Genomic DNA, 20,454 nt, shown 5'->3' on the forward strand with positions numbered 1-20,454 from the left:
CCGGCTACTTCTCGTGGTACACCGGCGCCAGCTTGTAGACCGGGGTGTCCAGTCCCTCGTGCCGGGCGGCGAGCTGCAGCGCCAGGTAGCGGGAGTAGTGGCGTCCCTGGTGCAGGTTGCCGCCCATGAACCACAGATTCTCCTGCTGGGTGGGCTTCCACATGTTGCGCAGTTCGCCCTCCCACGGGCCGGGGTCCTTGGCCGTGTCAGAACCCAGGCCCCAGCACTTGCCGACCTTGTCGGCGACCTCGGGACTGATGAGCATCTCCGCCCACCCGTTCATCGACCCGTAGCCGGTGGCGAGCACGACCACGTCGGCCTGCAGTTCGGTGCCGTCGGTGAGCACCACCCCGTCCTCGGTGTAGTGGTCGATGCCCACCCCGCTGTGCAGTTCGATCGACCCGTCGGCGACGAGTTCGGACGCCCCGACGTTGATGTAGTAGCCCGACCCGCGCCGCAGGTACTTCAGGAACAGGCCGGACTCGTCCTCACCGAAGTCCAGCAGGAAACCGGCGTCCTCCAGCGACTTGTAGAAGTCGGCGTCCTCGGCGCGGACCGCGTCGAAGGCCTGCTTCTGTCCGATGGGCAGCAGCTTGTAGGGCCAGGAGGCGAACAGCAGGTCGGCGGTGTCGGTGTCGATGCCGGACTCGACCGCCTCCTCGGAGAACAGTGGCGAGGTGACGTGCTTGATGAACTCGTGGGAGTTGACGATGTGGGTCGACGACCGCTGGATCATGATCGGGTGCGCGCCGTTGTCGTGCAGGTCCTTGCAGATGTCGTGGGCGGAGTTGTTCGCGCCGAGGACGACCACGCGGCGTCCCTTGTCACCTTCGCCGCCGGGGTGCTCAGAGGAGTGGCGGATCTCGCCGCGGAAGTCCTGCTGGCCGGGGAACTCGGGGCGGTTGGGCACGCCCGACATGCCGGTGGCGAGGACGAGCTGGGTGGGGTGGAGTTCGACCTGTTCGCCGTCGCGGTCGACGATGACCTCCCAGGTGCCGGTGGCCTCGTCGTAGGACGCCCGTTCGCAGGTCGTGTGTGTCCAGTAGTCGAGGTCCATGATGCCGGTGTAGTGCTCCAGCCAGTCCCCCATCTTGTCCTTCGGGGTGAAGACCGGCCAGGTCGGCGGGAAGGGCAGGTAGGGCATGTGGTCGTACCAGACCGGGTCGTGGAGGCTCAGCGAGTGGTAGCGGCCGCGCCACTGGTCACCGGGGCGCTCGGACTTCTCGACGATGAGTGCGGGCACACCCTGTGCCTTCAGCCGGGCGCCGAGGGCGATGCCGCCCTGGCCGCCGCCGATGATGAGCACGTAGGGCTGCTCGGAGTAGCCGAGGCTCTCCCGGCGCTCGGCGCGCTTGTCGGCCCAGTTGCGCGGGTCGGTGACCGGGCCGTGCTCGGCACCCTTGGGCCGGTTCTTGCCCTTGGGCTCGGGGCGGGCGACGAGTTCGCGGGCCGACGTGAGCAGCGTCCAGGCCTTGCCGTCCTCCCCGCCGGCGTCGGCGTCGCGCAGCCGGACGATGCCGCGGGCCTTGAACACGGGGGTGGTGAAGGTGAACTGGCCACGGGTCACGCCGTCGCCCTCGTCGACCGCGTCGGCGGAGAGCTCGACGTCGGTGACGGCGGCCCGGTCGTGGTTGGTGGCGACGAGGTCGGTGATGTTCTCCGCGCCTTCGGCGGTGTGCAGGTTCCAGGTGAAGACCAGCAGGTCACGCCAGAAGCCCGTCTTCTCGAACAGGTCGGTGGCCGCGGCGGCCGAGGCGGCGGCGTCCGGGGTGTTCAGGGCGGTCTCGAAGCTGTCGAGCCAGTCGAGGACCTTGGCGTTGAGCGCGACCTGCGCTTCGTCGATACCGGGTACGGTCACTGCGGTCATGGGGGTCCTTTCCACGGAACGGAACACGGGGGTTGTGCCGGAGCGGCGACTGTGCCTTGGATCACATCGTCGACGACCCCGACAACCCTAGGGAGCATCCCCGGCCCTCCGCGACCCATATATCTTCATTGCTGTCTGCCAAGAACTTTTCCCACAGCAATGTTCGCGGTCACACCGCTGTGACCCCCGACACACATGACGGAGCCGGGGGTGGCCGTCGGCCACCCCCGGCTCATCGCAGTGACGGTCGCTGACCGACCGTCCGGTGTGTCAGCTACTCCTCCGGAGCCGGTTCCCGGTCGGTCCGCTCCGCGACGGCATAGCCCCCGGGCTCGTGCCGGAGCTCATGGGTGCCGGCCGCATTGGCGACCGAGGCCGCGATCTTCCGCTTGTTCCGCTTCACCAGCGGCCAGAGTGCGGCGATGAACGCGGTGGCCACGACACTCGACCACACCTCCACCCGCGACCCGGAGTTCACCATCATCACGACGACCACGGCGACGACCGACAGGAGGACGACGAGGTTCGGCAGCGGGAACAGCTTCGCCTTCATCTCCAGGGCACCCGTCTCTGCCGCGCTCATCTTCCGCCGCATGTTCCAGTGGGACAGGGCGATGAAGGCGTAGACGAACAGGGCGACCAGGCCGGTGGAGTTCATGATGAAGTCGAACACCCCGGCGTCCGGGAACAGGTAGTTCACCAGCAGGCCGACCACGCCGCCGACGGTGGACAGCACCACCGCGAGGACCGGCACGCCGCGGGAGTTGCGGACCGCGGTCGCCTTCGGCGCGAACTTCTGCTCGGCCATCGACGACAGCATGCGGGACGCCGCGTACAGGCCGGCGTTCATCACCGACAGCACGGCGGCGAAGACGACCAGCTCCATGATCGTGGCGGCGCCGGGGACGCCCAGTTCATTGATGACGGCGGTGAAGGGGCCGGACGCCGCGTCCGAGGCGGACTGCAGCGAGTCCCACGGCACGACCGTGATGATGACGAGGACCGAGCCGACGAAGAAGAGCATGATCCGCCAGATGACGGTCTTGGTGGCCTGCCGGATGCCCTTCGCCGGGTTCTCGGACTCGGCGGCGGCCATGACGGCGACCTCGGTACCGAAGTAGGCGAAGATGACGATGGCCACGCCGCTGACCACGGCGCCGACACCGTTGGGCATGAATCCGCCGTGCTCCCAGAGGTTGCCGAAGCGGGCACCGCCGTCGTCGGTGGGCCACAGGCCGAAGGCGAGCATCGCCCCGACGACGAGGAACATGATGACCGCGACGACCTTGATGGTGGCGAGCCAGAACTCGACCTCGCCGAAGGTCTTCACGCTGCGCAGGTTGATCGTGATGAACAGGCCCAGCATGATCAGTCCCCATGCCCAGCTCGGCAGGAAGGGGAACCAGCCGGTGAGGATGGCGCCGCCGACGACCGAGTCATAGGCGAGCACGCCGACCCAGAAGTACCAGTACAGCCAGCCGACCGTGTAGGCCGCGCCGTCGCCGAGGTTGATCCTCGAGTACTCCATGAAGGAGCCGACGGCGGGGCGGCGGGCGGCCATCTCACCGAGCAGCACCATCGCCAGGAAGACGAGGAGGCCGCCGATGAGGTAGGCGATGATCGCCGCCGGGCCGGCCTTGGCGATGACGTTGCCGGAGCCGATGAACAGGGCGGACCCCATGATCCCGCCGAGGGTGATCATCGTGATGTGGCGGGACCTCAGTTTGTCCCTGCCGACGGTCACGTGGTCTCCGGTGCCGTTGTCGGGTTCCGGAGCCCCGGTGGTGCCGGTCTCTCTCCCGGTCGCTGTGGCCATGCTGGTTCTCTCCTTGATGTGGTGGGTGTCTGGTGTGGAGCGTGGGTATCTGGTGATTCGTGTCGTCGCTGGTGGTGTTGTCGCTGGTGTCGGTGGTGTCGCTGGTGGTCAGGGCAGTGCGAGGTAGCGCACGTCGAGGTATTCCTCGATGCCTTCGGTGCCGCCTTCCCGGCCGAAGCCGGACTGGCCGATGCCGCCGAAGGGTGCCGCGGGTTCGGAGAGCTGACCGCGGTTGAGCGCGACCATGCCGGCCTGCAGGTTCTCGGTGAGGTACTGGGCGGTGGTCACGGCCCCGGCGTAGCCGTAGGCGGCGAGTCCGAAGTCCGTGTCGTTGGCGGCGGCCACCCCGGCCTCGACCCCGTCGAAGGTGGTGATCGTGGCGACGGGGCCGAAGATCTCCTCGGCGAGGATCGGGGCGTCGGCGGGTACGTCGGCCAGGACGGTCGCCGGGTAGAAGTTGCCGGGTCCCTCGGGCAGTTCGCCGCCGAGCAGCAGCCGGGCGCCACGGGCGACCGCGTCGGTCACCAGGTCGTGGACCCGGGCACGCTGCTTTGCGGTGATGAGCGGTCCGAGGGTCACCCCCTCGTCGAGGCCGTGGCCCTGCCGGACCTCCGACGCCGCGGCGACGAGTCCGGCGGTGAACTCGGCGGCGACCGCATTGTCGACGAGGAAGCGGTTCGCTGCGACGCACACCTGGCCGCCGTTGCGCAGCTTGGCGACCATGGCCCCGGCGACGGCGGCCGGGATGTCGGCGTCCGCGGTGACGACGAAGGGGGCGTTGCCGCCGAGTTCCATCGAGGTGCGCTGCAGGTTGTCGGCGGACTGCCGGACCAGGGTGCGGCCCACCGGGGTGGAGCCGGTGAAGGTGACCTTGCGCAGCCGCCGGTCGGCCATGAGGTGCTCCGACATCCCGGCGGCCCCGGTGGTCGGCAGGATCGAGACGAGTCCGGCGGGCACCTCGAACTCGGCGAAGGCCTGGGCGATGATCTCGCCGAGCAGCAGCATGGTCAGCGGGGTCTCGGCGGCGGGCTTGACGATGATCGGGCAGCCGGCGGCCAGGGCGGGGGCGATCTTGCGGGTCGCCATGGCCAGCGGGAAGTTCCACGGGGTGATCGCCAGCACCGGGCCGACCGGGGTGCGGGTCATGAGCATGTGCCCGTTGCCCTGTGAGGCCTCGCCGAAGCGGCCCGGGATCCGGGCGGCTTCCTCGGCGGCCCAGCGGAAGTACTCGTTGCCGTAGGCGACCTCGCCGCGGGCTTCACCGAGCGGCTTGCCCATCTCGACGGTCATGGTGCGGGCGAGGTCCTCGGTCCGCTCGGTGACGAGGTCGAAGATGCGGGTGAGGACGTTGGTGCGGTGCCGGGGCGAGGTTTTCGCCCACACCGGTGCGGCGGCGACGGCGGCGTCGAGGGCGGCGTCCGCGTCGGCGAGGGTGGCGTCGGCGACGTGCGCGATGACCTCACCGGTGGCGGGGTCCTCGACGGCGAAGGTCTCCCCCGACGAGGCGGGGACCCGGTGGCCTGCGAGCCACAGGTCGGTGGGGACGGTGGGCAGCAGCGTGGTGGTGACCTCAGGCATGGACGGCCTCCTGACCGGCGGCGGCGCGCACGGCGTCCGCGATGACGGACAGGCCCTCGCGTAGCAGGTCCTCGCCGATGACCAGCGGGGGCAGCAGGCGGATGACGTTGCCGTCCATCCCGCAGCTCAGCACCAGGACGCCCTGGGCCAGACAGGCGGCGACGACCGAGCCGGTGAGGGCGGCGTCCGGGTTGCCGTCGGCGTCGACGAGCTCGACGGCGACCATCGCGCCCCGGCCGCGGACCTCGGCGACCCGGCCGGTGGCGGTGAGCGGCTCGAGTTCCTCCCGGACGATCTGCTCGATCTCGCGGGCGCGGGCCGGCAGGTCGAGGTCCGCCATCTGCCCCATGGCGGCGACGGCGGCGGCGCAGGCCACCGGGTTGCCGCTGTAGGTGCCGCCGAGTGTGCCGACGCCGGGGGCGTCCATGATCTCGGCGCGGCCGGTGACCGCCGACAGCGGCATGCCGCCGGCGATGCCCTTGGCGGTGGTCATGAGGTCGGGGATGACGTTCTCGTGGTTGACGGCGAACCAGTCGCCGGTGCGGCACATCCCCGCCTGGATCTCGTCGGCGACGAAGACGACGTCGTTGGCGCGGCACCACTCGGTGATCGCCGGGAGGAAGCCCTCGGCCGGGACGATGAAGCCGCCCTCGCCCTGGATCGGCTCGGCGACGACGCAGGCGATGTTCTCCGGGCCGACCTCCTTCTCCATCTGGTAGATGGCGCGGGCGGCGGCCTCCGCGCCGGTGAGTCCGTCACGCACCGGGTAGCTCATCGGCACCCGGGTGACGTCGGAGGCGAAGGGGCCGAAGCCGGACTTGTACGGCTGGTTCTTCGCGGTCATGGCCATCGTCAGGTTGGTGCGGCCGTGGTAGGCGCGGTCCATGACGACCACACCGGACTTTCCGGTGTAGGCCCGGGAGATCTTCACCGCGTTCTCCACGGCCTCCGCACCGGTGCTGAACAGGACGCTGCGCTTGTCGTGGTCACCGGGGGCGACCTCGGCGAGCTTCTCGGCGACCTCGACGTAGGACTCGTACGGGGTGGTCATGAAGGCGGTGTGGGTGAAGTGGCCGGCGGACTCGCGGATGGCCTCGACGACCTTCTCGTCGGAGGCGCCGACGGTGGTCACGGCGATGCCGGAGGCCAGGTCGATGAAGGAGTTGCCGTCGGCGTCGACGAGCACTCCGCCGTCGCCGTCGACCATGTAGCCGGGGGTGGAGGGGCTGATCGCCCGGGCGACGCTGCCGCTGCAGCGCTCGGCCAGGGCGGTGCTCGCCGGGCCGGGCAGTGCGGTGACGATGCGGCGCTCCTGCGGCAGCCGGTGGGTGAGGTTCTTCACGTCAACTCCTTGGTGTCGTTCCAGTCGGTCGGTTCCGGTCGACTCCTGTCGCCGGGGCCGTGACGGCGGGGCGTCCGCAGTGTGCGGTGTGCGCCCGGTCACTCACGGCCGATGCACCGAAGTATGGCGGCCTGCCACGGATGCCGAACCTGACAGGGTGGACACCCTGCCAGCCGGTGAACCCGCCACCCTGTCCTGTGTTACCCGTCACAATGACGGTGACCGTCGGCGACCGTCGGTCGGCCACCACAGGTTGTTATGTGTGCAGAGGTTATTCGCGCGTCACCGGTCGGCCGCGGGGCCGCCGGGCGCCGTCACCGCCCGCCCTGACCGGCCCGTTCGGGGGTGATCGACGGCTCCTCACCTCCCCCGCCCCGCCCCACCACCGGGGTCGTCTGACTCTGCGCCGACAATCCGGCGCCTCCGCGCCACCGGTCGTCCGGAAAGTCGGCGCAAAATCAGAACACCCCCACGTCCCCCGTCCCCGCCGCTCCCCCTGTCAGCCCAGTTCCGCGAGGAACGCCCCGACACCCTGACGTGCCACCCGGTCCAGCAGCGGCTCATTCTGCCGCCGCCGCATCGTCGCGTAGTCCGACGGCGCCCCGGTGACCCCCGCCGCAGCGTCCGCAGCGTTCACAGCCTCCCGTACCGACCACGCCGCCCAGCTCGCGCACACCCGCGCCAGCGCCAGCGGACCGAGCACCCGCCGTTCCGCCGCCGTCAGCGACAGGACCGACCCGTACCCGCCGGTCACCAGTGCCACCGCCTCCGCCGGATCCGGGAAGCGCTGCATCGCATAGGCGCAGCACAACGCCACATCGGCGACCCGGGCGGTGAAGGTCGCGTCATTGAAGTCGATCACGCCCCCGACCCCGGTGACCTGCGGCCCGACGGTGGACACCATCACGTTGTCACCGTTGAGATCCTGGTGCACCGTCGCCTGCGGCAGGGTCCCGAAGCCGCCGACCCCGGCCGCCGCGCGCTCGCATTCCGCGGCGGCCTCGACCGCCACCGCGGCGTAGCGGGACGCCCCGGGCCCGGCCACCGCATCCCTGATCCGCACCGCACTGTCCACCGCCAGCCAGGGATGCCCGGCACTGTACCGGTGCACGTCCAGCGGTGACAGCGCCACGGTCAGTTCGGCGGACACCCGCCCCAGATCCCGCAGAAGTTCGGCCGGGTACACCGGGATGTCCGCCATCACCGCCCCGTCCACCCAGCTCACCGCCTGCACCGACCAGCCGTCGACACTCAGGCGTGCCGCACCGTCACGGGTGGGGATGATGCGGGGCACGCCACAGGGCAGCCCGGCCTTCCCGACGGTGGCCAGGACGGCGTCCCGCCAGGAAAGTTCTGCCGGTGGGGTGCCCGGTGGACTGAGCTTCACCAGGCAGGGTTCGCCGGCGTGGACCCCGGCGGCGACGGTGGCGCGGATGTTGCGGTCGACGTCCCCGCCGAGGACCCGGTGGTCCGCCGCCAGCCCCCAGGCCCCGGCGACGGTGTCCCAGATGCCGGTCACCGGAGTGTCCCGGCCACGTCCAGCAGCCGGTCGCGGAACACGGCGACCTCCGGCTCCCCGAACACCAGCGGCGGGCGCACCTTCACCGTCTGGCCGTCGGCACCGGTCGTGCCGACGAGTACCCCGTGGTCACGGAGCCCCTCGGCGAGGTCCGCGGCGTCCACCGGCGAGGCGGCGAGATCCAGGCCGTTCATCATGCCCGCACCGCGGACGCGGTTGTCCCCGGGCAGCAGGTCCGCCGCCTCCTGCAGGACGTCGCGGACCAGGGCCCCGGTCGCGGCGGCGGCCTCGACCAGCCCGTCCTCCTCGATGACGGACAGCACGACCGAGGCCGCGGCGGCCGCGGCCGGGGAGCCGGCGAAGGTGTTGAAGTAGCGGAACCGGGCACCGTAGCTGTCGAGGAGGTCCGACCGGCCGACGAGTGCGGCGACCGGCACCCCGTTGCCCATCGGTTTGCCGAGAGTCACCAGGTCGGGGGTCATGCCGTGGCGGGTGAAGCCCCACCAGGTGCCGGTGCGGCCGAAGCCGGCCTGGACTTCGTCGGCGATGAAGAGTCCGCCGGCGGCGCGGACGACCTCCGCCGCACCGCCGAGCAGTCCCGCCGGGTCGGTGACGATGCCGTCGCTGGTCAGCGTCGTGTCGACGAGCAGGGCGGCGACGTCGAGTCCCGCCGCGTTCAGCTCGGCGACCGCGGCCCGGGTCCGGTCGGCGAACTCGGCGGCCGGGTCCGCGGCGTCCTGCCCGGGAACCTCGACGTAGGCGACGCAGGGGGTGTCGAGGCGGCCGGACAGCGACGGCGACACGCTCTGCGCCAGGTAGGTGGTGCCGTGGTAGGCGTTGGTGGTGACGATGATGCCGCGGCGGCCGGTGACGAACCGGGCGACCTGCAGTGCCAGGTCGTTGGCCTCGGAGCCGGAGTTGGTGAAGACCATCGTGTCCAGGGTGGCGGGCAGGTGCGCCAGCAGTTGTTCGGCGCAGGCGACGGTCGGTTCCGAGAGGTAGCGGGTGTGGGTGTTGGCCCGGCCGAGTTCACGGTCGACGGCCTCGGCGATACGCGGGTGGGAGTGGCCGATGACCGGGACGTTGTTGTAGCAGTCCAGGTAGGTGTGGCCGTCGTGGTCGGTGAGCCACACGCCGTGGGCTGCGGCGATGTCGACGGGTCTGCGGTAGAACGTCCGGTAGGAGGAGGCGAGGACGTGGGTCCTGCGGCGGGCGAGAGTGGTCGTGTACTCGGACATGGGGGTTCCCTCCTGTGGTCGGTGCGGTACCCGCAGTATGGCGCGGGTCACACGGGGGTGAACCTGACACGGCGGAGTGTTTAATGGGGCAACAACTGTCCATGATGGACGGTCCGCCATGATCCGAGACGATTCCGGGGAGGAAATCCCGTGACTGCGCCGATGCCCGTCGAACTGCTGCCGTTCACCTGGTTATATGCACAGAGCAGGTTGCAGCTGCGCGAGATCGTGCCACCGGCGCCACGCGCCGACGGGGACGCCCCCGGATTCCGCGCAGTCCACCCCATCGAGCTGTCCGACCCCAGCGAATTCCTCGTGCCGGACGCCGTGGTCCTCACCGTCGGCATCCCGCTGCACGACCACGACTCCGACGATCCGGCGGCCTTCGCTGCCGCCGTCGACGACTATGTCGCGCGCATCGCCGCGACCGGCGCGGTCGGTATCGGCTTCGGCACCGCACTGTTCTTCGACGAACTGCCCGAGGCCCTGGTCACCGCCTGCCGGACCCACCGGCTCGCCCTGTTCGAGATCCCCCGCCCGGTCCCGTTCATGTCGATCCTGCGCGCCGTCCAGGATGAACGCACCCGCCGCGCCCGGCTGGTCCAGGAGCATCTGCTCGACATCCAGCAGCGGCTCACCGCCGCCGCGGTCAGCGGCGGGATGGAGGCCCTGCTGTCCACCCTGGCCACCGAGCTGGACGCCGCGGTGGCCGTCACCGACAACGACGGTCGACCGCACGGCCACCACGACCATGCCGGACTGGACGCCGTCACCCCGGCGCGTGAGCAGCGCACCAGCAGTGCGGCCGAGGACCCCGCGGCCGGGACATGGCGGGTCACCCAGCTCATGGAGAAGCAGGGTGAGCGGCGCCATCTGCTCACCGTGCTCGCCCGCCATCCGTTCACGCCGCACGACCGCAGCGTGCTGCGGCACTGTTCAGGTCTGGCGGACCTCATCCTGCAGCGGCCGAGCTACCTGCGGTCGGCGGAGCGGCGGCTCAATTCCCTGGCGATGTCCCTGCTGCTCGGGATCGGCGACGGCCCCGGGACCGACGGCGCGGTCCCGCAGGCCTTCGCCACGGCGGTGGACGCCGACGGCCGGATCCGGCCGGTCGTCCTGCAGGCAGACCGGCCCGGTGACCTCACCGCCGCCCTGAACCGCACCGACCGGCGGGCGGCCGACCGGGGCCGGCAGTTGTTCGCGCTGACCAACGGACCGGACACGGCCCTGCTGTTCGTCCGCGGGTCCCGCACCGTCGACCAGGTGGTGGCGGATGTCGGGGCGGCCCGCCGGTCGCTGCGCATCGCCGTCGGTGAGCCGGTCGGCTGGCAGGAGATCACGCTGGAGCGGGTGCGGCGGTTGGAGACCTCGGCCCGCGCCCTGCCGCAGGGCGAGGCGGCCGGACCGTTCGAGGCGGGGGCGGACTGGCTCAGTGATGCCGCGGTGCAGACCGCGCTGGACCGGCGGGCGGCGGAGACCGTGGACCGGCTGGCCGAGGCGGACGCCTCGGGGGCGGCGCTGACCGAGACGCTGGTGAGCTGGCTACGGTCCGGGTCGAAGGCGGCGACGGCCGAGGAGCTCGGGGTGCACCGGCACACGGTGCATGACCGGCTGCGCCGTATCGCCCGGCTCTGCGAGGTGGACCTGGGGGATCCGGTGGCGCGGGCCGAACTGCTGCTGGTGGCGGTGACGAGGACGAGAGCCGGGGCAGGGTCGGGCACCGGGTCGGGCGCTACGCCGCGGCGTCCCGGTACAGCCGCGGGACCGCGATGAGCACCGCCGCCACCAGACCGATCTCCAGTCCGGGGAGCAGGTAGGCCGACGCACTGCCGCTGCCCCACTGCGACACCCCGATGCCGAGCAGCAGCCCACTGGTGGCGATACCGATCGACTGGCCGAGCTGCCGGCTCGCGGAGGCGGACGATCCCGCCACCCCGGAGACCTCCTTGGGCAGGCTCACCATCGACAGGTAGTTCACCGGGGTGTTCGCGGCACCGAAACCGAAACCCATGCACAACGAACCCACCGCGAACAGGAGTGTCGCAGCCGGCACCGAACCGTCGACGGCGAACCAGACGGTTCCACCACCGACAATCACGACACCGGTCGCCGTGACGGTGGCGGCGGTCCGGATCGCCCCGGCCGCGCCGGTCAGTCCGGTGTGCCGTCCCGCCCACATCGACCCGCAGGCGGTGGCCGCGGCCAGTGGGACGCTGACGGCTCCTGCGGTCCCCGGTCCGAGACCGTAGAGGTCCTGGAGCAGGAGAGCCGAGATGAACAGGGTGGCACCCAACGCGAAGTAGTTGAGGAACGCCACGAGCATGGACACCGAATACGCCCGGTCCCGGAACGCCTGCGGCGGGACGACCGGATAGCGCGTCCTGTTGTTGCGGTACAGCCAGCCCCGGGCCAGGAGGACGGCGATGAGCGCCAGCCCGACCTTCTGCCACGCCGGCATGCCGGTCCGCAGTTCAATGAAGAACGCGGTCGCCACCAGCATCGCCGCACCCAGCAGAAGATGGGACGCCCCGTCGATGCGCCGGTCACGGGAACCGGCGAGTTCCGGGAGGAACAGCCGTACCGACACCAGGTAGACGATCCCGAGGACCGTCATCACGACGAAGAACCAGCGCCAGCCGAGCAGCTGCGTCACGGTACCGCCGGCGACCGGGCCCAGGGCCATGCCGAGACCGACGGAGAGCCCCCACAGCGACATGTACCTCGCCAGCTGTTCCTTCGTTTCGGCGATCACGCGGAGGGTGGCGAGTCCGACCGGGACCAGGGTGGCGGCCCCGGCGGCGGCCAGGGCCCGGCTCAGTGTGAGCTCGAGCCCGGAGCGGCTCACGGCGCCGAGCACGGAGCCGCAGATGTACACCACAAGGCCACAGGTCAGTACGGTCCGCTTGGTGAACCGGTCCCCCAGCGCCCCGCCGAGCATCGTCAGTGCTCCGAGGATGAGGACATAGGACGCCGACACCCACTGCATGGTGGTGAGACCGAACCCCAGTTCGTCCCGGATCTGCGGGAGTACGAGGTTCAGCGAGGTGTTGTTGATGTTCACCGTCAGTGTCCCCATCGTGCAGGTGACCACGGCCCATGTCCTGGATCTCACAGGATCAGATCCTCTCAGTGTCCGTACCTCACCCGGCCATCGAGGGCAGCCAGAGGACGAGATCGGGCCACAGGATGAAGATGGTGGTCAGCACGAGCATGGCGATGACGTACGGGAACGCACCCTTGAACACGGTGATCGGCGGGACCCCGGATTCCCTGGACACGATGAACACGTTCAGTCCCATCGGCGGGGTGACCATGCCGGTCTCGGCGAGCAGGATGACGACCACACCGAACCACACCGGGTCGTAACCGAGTGCCTCGATCAGCGGGAGGGTAACCGGGACGGTCAGAGCGATGATCGCGATCTGGTCCATGAAGAACCCCAGCACCAGGTAGATCAGGGCGATGAGGAAGACGACCGCCAGCGCGGGCAGACCGGAATCCTCGATGGCGTCGACCATGGTGGGCGTGACCCGGGTCTCGGTGAGGAAATCCCCGAGGACGTGGGCGGACATGATGATGGCGAAGATCATGGCGCTGGTCTTCACCGTCGCCAGGACGGCCTTCCCGAATCCCCGGTTCGACCACTGCTTCCGCGCCAGGACGATCACGAGTGAGGCCAGCACGCCGACGGCCGCGGATTCGGTCGGTGTGACGATCCCGAAGAAGATGGCGCCGACCACGCAGAGGAAGACCAGGAGCATCGGGGACGATTCCACGATGAGTTTCGTCTTCTCCTTCATCGAGGTCCGGGTGCCCTTGGGCATATCATCGGGCTTGCGGAAGTAGCCGATCGCGATGACGACCAGCATGGACACCGCCACCAGCAGCCCGGGCAGCAGCCCGGCGATGAGCATGTCCCCCACCGGTGCTTCCGCGGTGACAGCGTAGAAGACGAGGATGATGCTCGGCGGCAGCATCGCCGCCAGGGTCCCGACGACGGCGACCAGTGCTGTGGAGGTCTCCTTGGTGTAGCCCTCCTGGAGCATGCGCCGGGTCGAGGTCTGTGCCAGGGTGGCCGCCGCGGCGGTCGATGATCCGGACACCGCACCGAATGCGGTGCCCGCTCCCACGGACGCGACGGCTGTCCCGCCCGGCATCCGGCCGACCAGGGCGCGGGCGGCGTCGAAGACCTTGTCCATGAGTCCGGACATCAGCATCAGCTGCGCCATGAGGATGAACAGCGGGATCGCGGAGAGTGAGTTCTTGCGTACGGCGGCGAACGGCGAGGTCTCCATGGCATGGACCGCCGAATCGATGCCGCCTGTCATGACCAGTCCGAGCAGGCCTGTCGCGAACACCGCGAAGGCGACCGGGATCCGCAGCAGGATCAGCGCGATGAGAAGAATTACGACGATAAGGACGGTCATGAGTTCTCCTCGTCAAGCACCGAACCGGGCTCGTAGTTGGTGTACGGACGGTCCCACGGCGTGGCGATCTCCCGGTACAGGTCGATGGCCACCACCACGGTGCCGAACAGGGCCGAGACCGGCACGATGATCCGCCAGGTCCAGTCGGCCGTCGCCAGATCCGCCGAACCCGGCAGTACGTGGAATCCGAAGTTGTAGGCGTCCAGCGCCATGGTGGCGCCACCGGCGAACAGGGCGACGAGGACGAGGAGGACGATCACATGGATCACCACCAGCATCACCTTCTGCGCCTGCGGGCCGAACTTGTCGAAGATCGAGGTGACGGCGATGTGCGTCGAGGTGCGGTAGGCGGTCACCATCCCGAAGAAGGCGATCGTGGGCAGCAGGTACTTCTCCGTCGCACTGACATTCCACGCCATCGGGTCCGAGAAGAATTCCCGGGAGATGACCGAGACCAGCGTGAGGATCGTGAGCAGCACCGTGGCGATACCTGCGATCCAGGCGCACAGTCCGGATATCGCGTTCTGGACCTTGTCCAGCCCGGGGTGGTCAGTGGTCCGGTAGCCGAAGGTGGTGGGCTGTGCGGTGCCGCCACCGTCGGTCCGGACGATTGTCTCCGGCATGTCCATCAGAGTTTCTCCCCCCGGGCGATCCGCTCGGCCGCGTGGTCGTACCTGTCCACGGCCGCGGTGAACTCGTCCAGCACGTCCTGCGTCGGGAGGTCCAGCTTCTCGCCGGCGTCGACCCATCCCTGGCGGACCGGGTCCACCAGTTTCTCCCACTCCGCGGCGTTGGCGCTCACGTCCTCGAACTCGACGCCGGCGTCCTCCATGGCGGTGTACGCCTTGTCCTTCGCCTCGTTGAGCTGCAGACACAGTGATTCCTGGCTGGCGTCCGCGGCATCGAGCAGTTCCTTCTGCTGCGAGTCGTTGAGCCTGTCCCAGGTGTCCGTGTTGACCCCGTAGATCAGGGTGAACGACCCCTGTTCCGCACCGCGGGTCGAGTGGGTGATGACCTCCTCCAGGCTGTAGGGCGTGATACTGATCGGGCTGGCCAGCGTCCCCTCCACCGTCGCCCGCTGGATGGCCTCGTACATCTCTCCGATCGGCATGGAGATCGCGCCCGCTCCCACCTCGCTGATCATGCGGTCCACGGTTCCGCCGGTGGACCGGATGATGGCGCCGCTGAGGTCTTCCGGGGACGTCACGTGCCGGCCGCTGGTCATCACCTCGAACGAGGGCAGACTTCCGGCCCACAGCGGACGGAACTTCAGGTCCTTGAGTTCCTTCTCGTAGAGGATGCCGCCGGGGCGGGCGACATCGCGCAGGGCGTAGCCGACCTGGCAGGCGTCGTTACCGAAGCCGGGCAGGTCGCTGACACCGGACAGCGGAAGATTGGATCCCGCATAGGCCGCGGAGACGACGCCGATGTCCGCCGTACCGTTCCGGATGACCGTCGGCATGTCCGCCTGGTGTCCGAGCTGGCCCGACGCGAAGTAGTTGATGTCCAGGTCGGACGTGTCCTCGATCCGGTCGAGGAAGGGTCGGGTCCCGCCCACTCCCACCGGGTGGGTGAGCGCGAAATTGTCGGCCATGGTCAGTGTGACCGTGTCGGTCTCCCCCTCGGCCGGCGAGGAACACGAGGTGGTCGCGAACACTGCTGTTGCTGCTGTGACGGCGGCGACGGTGGCCGTCACAGCTCCCCGGGGTCTGCCGAGCGACCCTCGGGTCGGGCAGACCGGTGGCTTGGTCATGTAACTTCCTCTCGATTACGCATATTCGTAAACGGTTCTGTATTTACGTATCGACAGCAAACTACAGGCTCGGATGTGTGTCAAGTGTCACTTTCATGAGAGCTTCCGCAGCAGACCACTCCCCGGCCGTCCTGCTCCGCCCGGAACCGCCGCCACCCCGTGTCGCCGCACGCCGGGCGCGCACCAACGACCGGCACCACCCCCACTTGCGGGGTGTCCGCGGCATTTTCCCCGATCCCCTTGTCAGGACGCTGGCAAACTGATTGACTTCCCCTTACGCAAATCAGTATCTGTCTACGTATTTAAGTAATCCGGAGGAGGTTCACCGTGCTGTCACTGGTCCCACAGTCCGCGACAGCGGCGCAGCCGCTCGAGGATCCGGTCCGCGTTGCGCCGGATATGTTCCTCCCCCGCGATCACGGAGACCGCCGCCACCACGTCACCCCGGTTCTTCACCGCGACCGCCACACCGTCAGCCCCGTTGCTCGCCACACCCGGCGCGATACATTCCCCGCTGTCGCGGAGCTCCGGATAGGCCCGCTGGAACGCATCGACGAGATCCTGATGGTCCCCCTCCGCCTCGGCCGAGGCGAGTTCGGCCCAGGTCGTGTCCACATCGAGCCCGGACAGCAGGATCCATCCCGCCGAGGTCTCCAGCGGTGGCCGGCGCAGCCGGTTCTGCGCCAGGTACGCGTAGGCCGGATCGTCCACGGCGTAGTCGATGTAGAAGACGCTTCCCCCGATCAGCACCGCGACAACGGCGACGGCGCCGGTTCCCTCCACGACGTCCTCCAGCATCTGGTGGGTGACCTGGTCCACCGGCCGGGTTCCGGCCAGCGTCGCCAGGAAGTAGGGGGCCATCCCCAGCCGGAATCCCCGTGCTTCTTCGGCGAGATAGCCGGTGGCGGCCAGACCGTTCACCAGCGACTGGGCCGAACTGACCGGGGCTCCCACGGCCTTGGCGATGTCGGACAGTCCCATCGGCGTCCGGGACCGGGCGACGGTCTCGAGAATCGCGGCCACCCGGTCGACGGTGCGGTGATGGGGGCGCGGCGTCCCACCCGGCCGCTCCGCGGAACCGTCGGACATCCCCGGCGGAAACGGGAAGGCGTCCCCGGCCCCCGGCCGGTCATTCGTCGCAGTCATGCCCACAGCCTAAACCACACCGCCGGACGCAGCCCCTGACCGCAGATACGCTCGTCTCCGGAACGAACTGTCCAGACTTCCCGCACACACCTCTGAAACACACCCCGAAACCCCTACAGGAGCAGACCATGACCACCTCCCCCCTCGGCTTCGTCGACTTCGACTCCCTCCTCAGCGACGAAGAGCGCATGCTGCGCGACGCGGTCGCCGACTTCGGCGCCCGCGAACTCGCCCCGCACATCGGCGACTGGTTCGAGAACGCCACCCTGCCGGCCAAGGAACTCGCCCCCAAGCTCGGTGAACTCGGCGTGCTCGGCATGCACCTCGACGGCTACGGCTGCGCCGGCACCTCGGCCGTCGCCTACGGCCTGGCCTGCATGGAGGTCGAGGCGGTCGATTCCGGCCTGCGCTCCTTCGTCTCCGTCCAGGGCTCGCTGGCCATGTTCGCCATCCACCACTGGGGCTCCGAGGAGCAGAAGGAGAACTACCTGCCGAAGATGGCCGCCGGTGAGTACATCGGCTGCTTCGGCCTCACCGAGCCGGACGCCGGTTCCGACCCCGCCAACATGCGCACCCGCGCCGTCCGCGACGGTGACGAGTGGGTGCTCAACGGCACGAAGATGTGGATCACCAACTCCCCGGTCGCCGATGTCGCCGTCGTCTGGGCGAAGACCGTCGACCGCGGCGACGGGAAGCCCGGCTTCGCCGGCTTCATCCTCGAGAAGGGCGACGCCGGGTTCATCGCCCCGGAGATCCACCGCAAGCTCTCGCTGCGCGCCTCGGTCACCGGCGAGATCGTCCTCGACGACTGCCGCCTGCCGGACTCCCGCCGACTGCCGGGCGTCAGCTCGCTGCGCGGCCCGCTGACCTGCCTCGACGAGGCCCGCTACGGCATCATCTGGGGCGCGCTCGGCGCCGCACGGGACGCCCTGCACACCGCCATCGAGTACGCCGGCACCCGCCAGGTCTTCGACCGGCCGCTGTCCAGCTTCCAGCTCACCCAGGCCAAGCTCGCCGACATGACCGTCGAGCTGGACAAGTCCACCCTGCTGGCCCTGCAGCTCGGCCGGCTCAAGGACGCCGGGGAACTCTCCGCGAACCAGGTCAGCGTCGGCAAGCTGAACTCCACCCGCGTCGCCCTGGAGATCACCCGGCAGTGCCGCACCATCCTCGGCGCCTCCGGGATCACCCTGGAGTACTCGCCGCTGCGCCACGCCAACAACCTCGAGTCCGTGCTGACCTACGAGGGCACCGCCGAGATGCACCAGCTCATCATCGGCAAGGAGCTGACCGGCGAGCAGGCGTTCCGCTGATGGCCGGCGACAACAGCACGGCAGGCGCGCTCGACGGCATCCTCGTCGCGGACTTCTCCCGCGTCCTCGCCGGCCCCTACGCCACGATGATGCTGGCGGACATGGGCGCCGAGGTCGTGAAGGTGGAGCGCCCCGGCGCCGGTGACGACACCCGCCACTGGGGTCCGCCCTACGGTCCCGACGGACAGGCCACCTACTTCGCCGGGGTGAACCGCAACAAGCGCTCGGTGTCCATCGACCTGCATTCCGAGGAGGGACTCGCCCGGGCGAAGGAGCTCGCGGCGAAGGCCGACGTGGTGGTGCAGAACTTCCGTCCCGGTGTGATGGAACGGCTCGGCCTGGACTATGCGACCGTGGCGGCGTCCAATCCCGGGGTGGTGTACGCCTCGCTGTCCGGGTTCGGTACCTCGCCGGAGGGTGCGTCCCTCGGCGGCTACGACCTGGTCGTCCAGGCCGTCGGCGGGATGATGTCGGTGACCGGGCAGGACGCCGACCACCCGGTCAAGGTCGGGGTGGCCGTCATCGACGTGCTCACCGGACTCCACCTGGGCATGGGCATCCTCACCGCGCTGTACCACCGGACCGCCACCGGCCTGGGCCAGCATGTGGAGACCGACCTGATGTCCTGCAGCCTCGCCTCCCTGGTCAACCAGTCCGCCGCCTACGCCGGCGCCGGTACGGTGGCGAAGCCGCTGGGTAACCGGCATCCCTCCATCGCCCCCTACGAGGTCTTCCGCACCGCCGCGGGGGAGCTCGCCGTCGCCGCCGGCAACGACAGTCTCTACCGCCGGTTCTGCGGCGTCCTGGAGCTGCCGGAACTGGTCGACGATCCGCGGTTCCGCACCAACCCGGAGCGCGTGGCCCACCGCGACGAGCTCATCCCGGTGATCGAGGAACGGTTGGCGACGCGGACCGCCGACGAGTGGTTCGAGCTGCTGCGCGAGGTCGGTGTGCCCGCCGGGCCGGTCAATGACATGGCCGGGGCGTTCTCCTTCGCCGAGCGGCTGGGGCTGGATCCGGTCGTCGATGTCGAGGGCAGCCGGTCGGTGCGCAATCCGGTACGGATGTCGGCCACCCCGGCGACCTACCGCTCCCCCGCCCCGCGGCTCAGCTGAGCATCCGCTCCTACCTCACAGATACTGCACTCCCTGTCACCGTTCCGGGCGCTCCGGCGGTGACGGGAAGTGCAGTATCTGTCGTTCACCCGGCAGCGGGGCGCGGTTGTCCACAGTCCGCGCCCCACCGCGGCGTCCGGCGGGCGGAATCGCACGGAAGTTGTCCACAGAAACTGCTGCCATCCGGGCCCGCACTGGCCGGATCCCCTCCCGTGCTGTTCACTGCATGACCATGAGGGGCACAAGGGGCATGAGGGGCGATGACGGGGCACTGTACGTACCGGGCCGGGGGCCACTGCACACACGCCGGCCGATGCCCGAGAAGGTCCCGGTCGCCCGCGCCGATCTCGTGGCGCAGGGCATGGGGTGGCGGAAGATCGACCGGCTGTACGTGCCGAGCGGCCCGGGGATGCTCGTGCCCCGGGACACGGTCGGCGCGGGCCTGCCCACCGGGGAGGATGCCGGGCCGTTCCGGCACGACATCGTCACCCGGGCACGCAGTCAGATCCGCCCCGACGGCGAGGCTGTCGTCGGTTTCTGGGCGGCACTCGCCGGCCACGGCCTGCCGAGGTGGGCGGACACCGAGCCGGTGGTGCTGCATGTCGGCGCCCGGAGCCGCGGATCGCTGAGCGGCACGGTCGCCGGCCGCACCCCGCTGCTCGCGACGCTGCGTCCGCGCCCCGCGGATCTGCTGACGACCCGCCCCGACCCCTGCTGTCCGCAGCTTCAGGTCGTCACCGCACCGGTGGCGACCGCCCAGTGCCTCGCCACGGTCATCGCGGGGAAGAAGGCCTGGCATGCCCCGGAGGTTCCCGGGCTGGACCGGCGCACCGTCAACGGCGTCCAGCTGCTGGACGCCGTCCTGCAGTGCACCGTCCTCTCCCCCGACGATCTGTTGTCCGGGGCGGCGAACCGGGTGAGGCGGGACCGGATGGAGCGGCTCATCGCCCTGACCGACGACGGGGCGCAGTCGCCGCGGGAGACTGTGCTCCGGCTGATGGTCCGGGACAGTCTGCCGCCGGGTTTCACCTGGTCGTCCCAGGTTCCCGTCGCCGTCTCGGAGGAATGGTGGGGGACGCGGTCCACCGTCCCCGACCTCGCCTGCGAGGACCTGAAGGTCGCGCTCTACTACGACGGTGGCCACCACGGCACCGGGGAGCAGAAGAGCACCGACTTCGACCTGTTCCAGAGACTGCGGGATCTCGGGTGGGAGCCGGTGCGGATCGACAAGGCGCTCATGAAGAAGTACGTGACGATGATGGAGACCGTCGACAATGCGATCCTGCGCGCCTACCGGCGGTACGGCTGAGCCGTCCGTCCTGCACGCACAAATACTGCAC

At 69.7% G+C, this 20,454-nt stretch carries 15 protein-coding genes; 4 read left to right on the plus strand and 11 right to left on the minus strand.

Annotated features, from left to right (window positions below; genetic code table 11):
• Window positions 1–4: 4 nt before the first annotated feature.
• The 6 genes from FSW06_RS05235 to FSW06_RS05260 form a co-directional block, all read right to left on the minus strand.
• Entirely contained in the window at window positions 5–1,867 is a 1,863-nt protein-coding gene (locus tag FSW06_RS05235; protein ID WP_010121687.1) for a flavin-containing monooxygenase, read from the minus strand.
• A gap of 274 nt (window positions 1,868–2,141) precedes the next feature.
• The gene (locus FSW06_RS05240; RefSeq protein ID WP_010121688.1) at window positions 2,142–3,683 is read right to left on the minus strand and encodes an amino acid permease; all 1,542 of its coding nucleotides are present in this window, start codon (window positions 3,681–3,683) and stop codon (window positions 2,142–2,144) included.
• A gap of 108 nt (window positions 3,684–3,791) precedes the next feature.
• A complete protein-coding gene (locus tag FSW06_RS05245) occupies window positions 3,792–5,261 on the minus strand; it encodes an NAD-dependent succinate-semialdehyde dehydrogenase (RefSeq protein ID WP_010121690.1) in 1,470 nt (489 codons plus the stop codon).
• Window positions 5,254–6,603 carry a 4-aminobutyrate--2-oxoglutarate transaminase gene (gene gabT, locus FSW06_RS05250; RefSeq protein ID WP_010121692.1) on the minus strand — a complete coding sequence of 450 codons (1,350 nt, stop codon included), beginning with the start codon at window positions 6,601–6,603 and terminating at the stop codon, window positions 5,254–5,256. Before gabT ends, FSW06_RS05245 begins: the two co-directional genes overlap by 8 nt.
• Window positions 6,604–7,102: 499 nt before the next feature.
• Window positions 7,103–8,122, minus strand: coding sequence for a phosphotransferase (locus tag FSW06_RS05255; RefSeq protein ID WP_010121694.1), 1,020 nt, complete (start codon window positions 8,120–8,122; stop codon window positions 7,103–7,105).
• The gene (locus FSW06_RS05260) at window positions 8,119–9,360 is read right to left on the minus strand and encodes an aspartate aminotransferase family protein (protein ID WP_010121696.1); all 1,242 of its coding nucleotides are present in this window, start codon (window positions 9,358–9,360) and stop codon (window positions 8,119–8,121) included. The genes FSW06_RS05255 and FSW06_RS05260 overlap by 4 nt, the downstream gene beginning before the upstream one ends.
• Before the next feature lie 150 nt (window positions 9,361–9,510).
• Between FSW06_RS05260 and FSW06_RS05265 the strand changes: the two genes are divergently transcribed.
• Window positions 9,511–11,133 (plus strand): PucR family transcriptional regulator, encoded by a 1,623-nt coding sequence (locus FSW06_RS05265; RefSeq protein ID WP_238525999.1) that lies wholly within the window; start codon window positions 9,511–9,513, stop codon window positions 11,131–11,133.
• On the opposite strand, the gene FSW06_RS05270 is transcribed toward FSW06_RS05265, so the two are convergent.
• The 5 genes from FSW06_RS05270 to FSW06_RS05290 all read right to left on the minus strand — a co-directional run bounded on the left by FSW06_RS05270 (window position 11,093) and on the right by FSW06_RS05290 (window position 16,686).
• A complete protein-coding gene (locus FSW06_RS05270) occupies window positions 11,093–12,472 on the minus strand; it encodes an MFS transporter (protein WP_029449949.1) in 1,380 nt (459 codons plus the stop codon). The two genes, FSW06_RS05265 and FSW06_RS05270, sit on opposite strands and share 41 nt — an antisense overlap.
• Window positions 12,473–12,500: 28 nt before the next feature.
• Window positions 12,501–13,787 carry a TRAP transporter large permease gene (locus tag FSW06_RS05275; RefSeq protein WP_010121702.1) on the minus strand — a complete coding sequence of 429 codons (1,287 nt, stop codon included), beginning with the start codon at window positions 13,785–13,787 and terminating at the stop codon, window positions 12,501–12,503.
• Window positions 13,784–14,410 (minus strand): TRAP transporter small permease, encoded by a 627-nt coding sequence (locus FSW06_RS05280; protein ID WP_029449951.1) that lies wholly within the window; start codon window positions 14,408–14,410, stop codon window positions 13,784–13,786. The genes FSW06_RS05275 and FSW06_RS05280 overlap by 4 nt, the downstream gene beginning before the upstream one ends.
• Before the next feature lie 5 nt (window positions 14,411–14,415).
• Window positions 14,416–15,540 carry a TRAP transporter substrate-binding protein gene (locus tag FSW06_RS05285; RefSeq protein WP_139024560.1) on the minus strand — a complete coding sequence of 375 codons (1,125 nt, stop codon included), beginning with the start codon at window positions 15,538–15,540 and terminating at the stop codon, window positions 14,416–14,418.
• Between the two features lie 333 nt (window positions 15,541–15,873).
• Window positions 15,874–16,686: an IclR family transcriptional regulator gene (locus tag FSW06_RS05290; RefSeq protein ID WP_010121708.1), complete on the minus strand. Its 813-nt coding sequence runs from the start codon at window positions 16,684–16,686 to the stop codon at window positions 15,874–15,876.
• Between the two features lie 128 nt (window positions 16,687–16,814).
• Here FSW06_RS05290 and FSW06_RS05295 point away from each other — a divergent pair, with 128 nt between their 5' ends.
• From FSW06_RS05295 to FSW06_RS05305, 3 genes are all read left to right on the plus strand, one after another.
• Window positions 16,815–17,999, plus strand: coding sequence for an acyl-CoA dehydrogenase family protein (locus tag FSW06_RS05295; protein ID WP_010121709.1), 1,185 nt, complete (start codon window positions 16,815–16,817; stop codon window positions 17,997–17,999).
• Window positions 17,999–19,114: a CaiB/BaiF CoA transferase family protein gene (locus FSW06_RS05300; protein WP_010121710.1), complete on the plus strand. Its 1,116-nt coding sequence runs from the start codon at window positions 17,999–18,001 to the stop codon at window positions 19,112–19,114. The genes FSW06_RS05295 and FSW06_RS05300 overlap by 1 nt, the downstream gene beginning before the upstream one ends.
• A gap of 313 nt (window positions 19,115–19,427) precedes the next feature.
• Window positions 19,428–20,423 carry a hypothetical protein gene (locus FSW06_RS05305; protein WP_010121711.1) on the plus strand — a complete coding sequence of 332 codons (996 nt, stop codon included), beginning with the start codon at window positions 19,428–19,430 and terminating at the stop codon, window positions 20,421–20,423.
• The last annotated feature ends 31 nt before the right edge of the window (window positions 20,424–20,454 follow it).

The organism is Corynebacterium nuruki S6-4 (assembly GCF_007970465.1).
Taxonomy (GTDB): Bacteria; Actinomycetota; Actinomycetes; order Mycobacteriales; family Mycobacteriaceae; genus Corynebacterium; species Corynebacterium nuruki.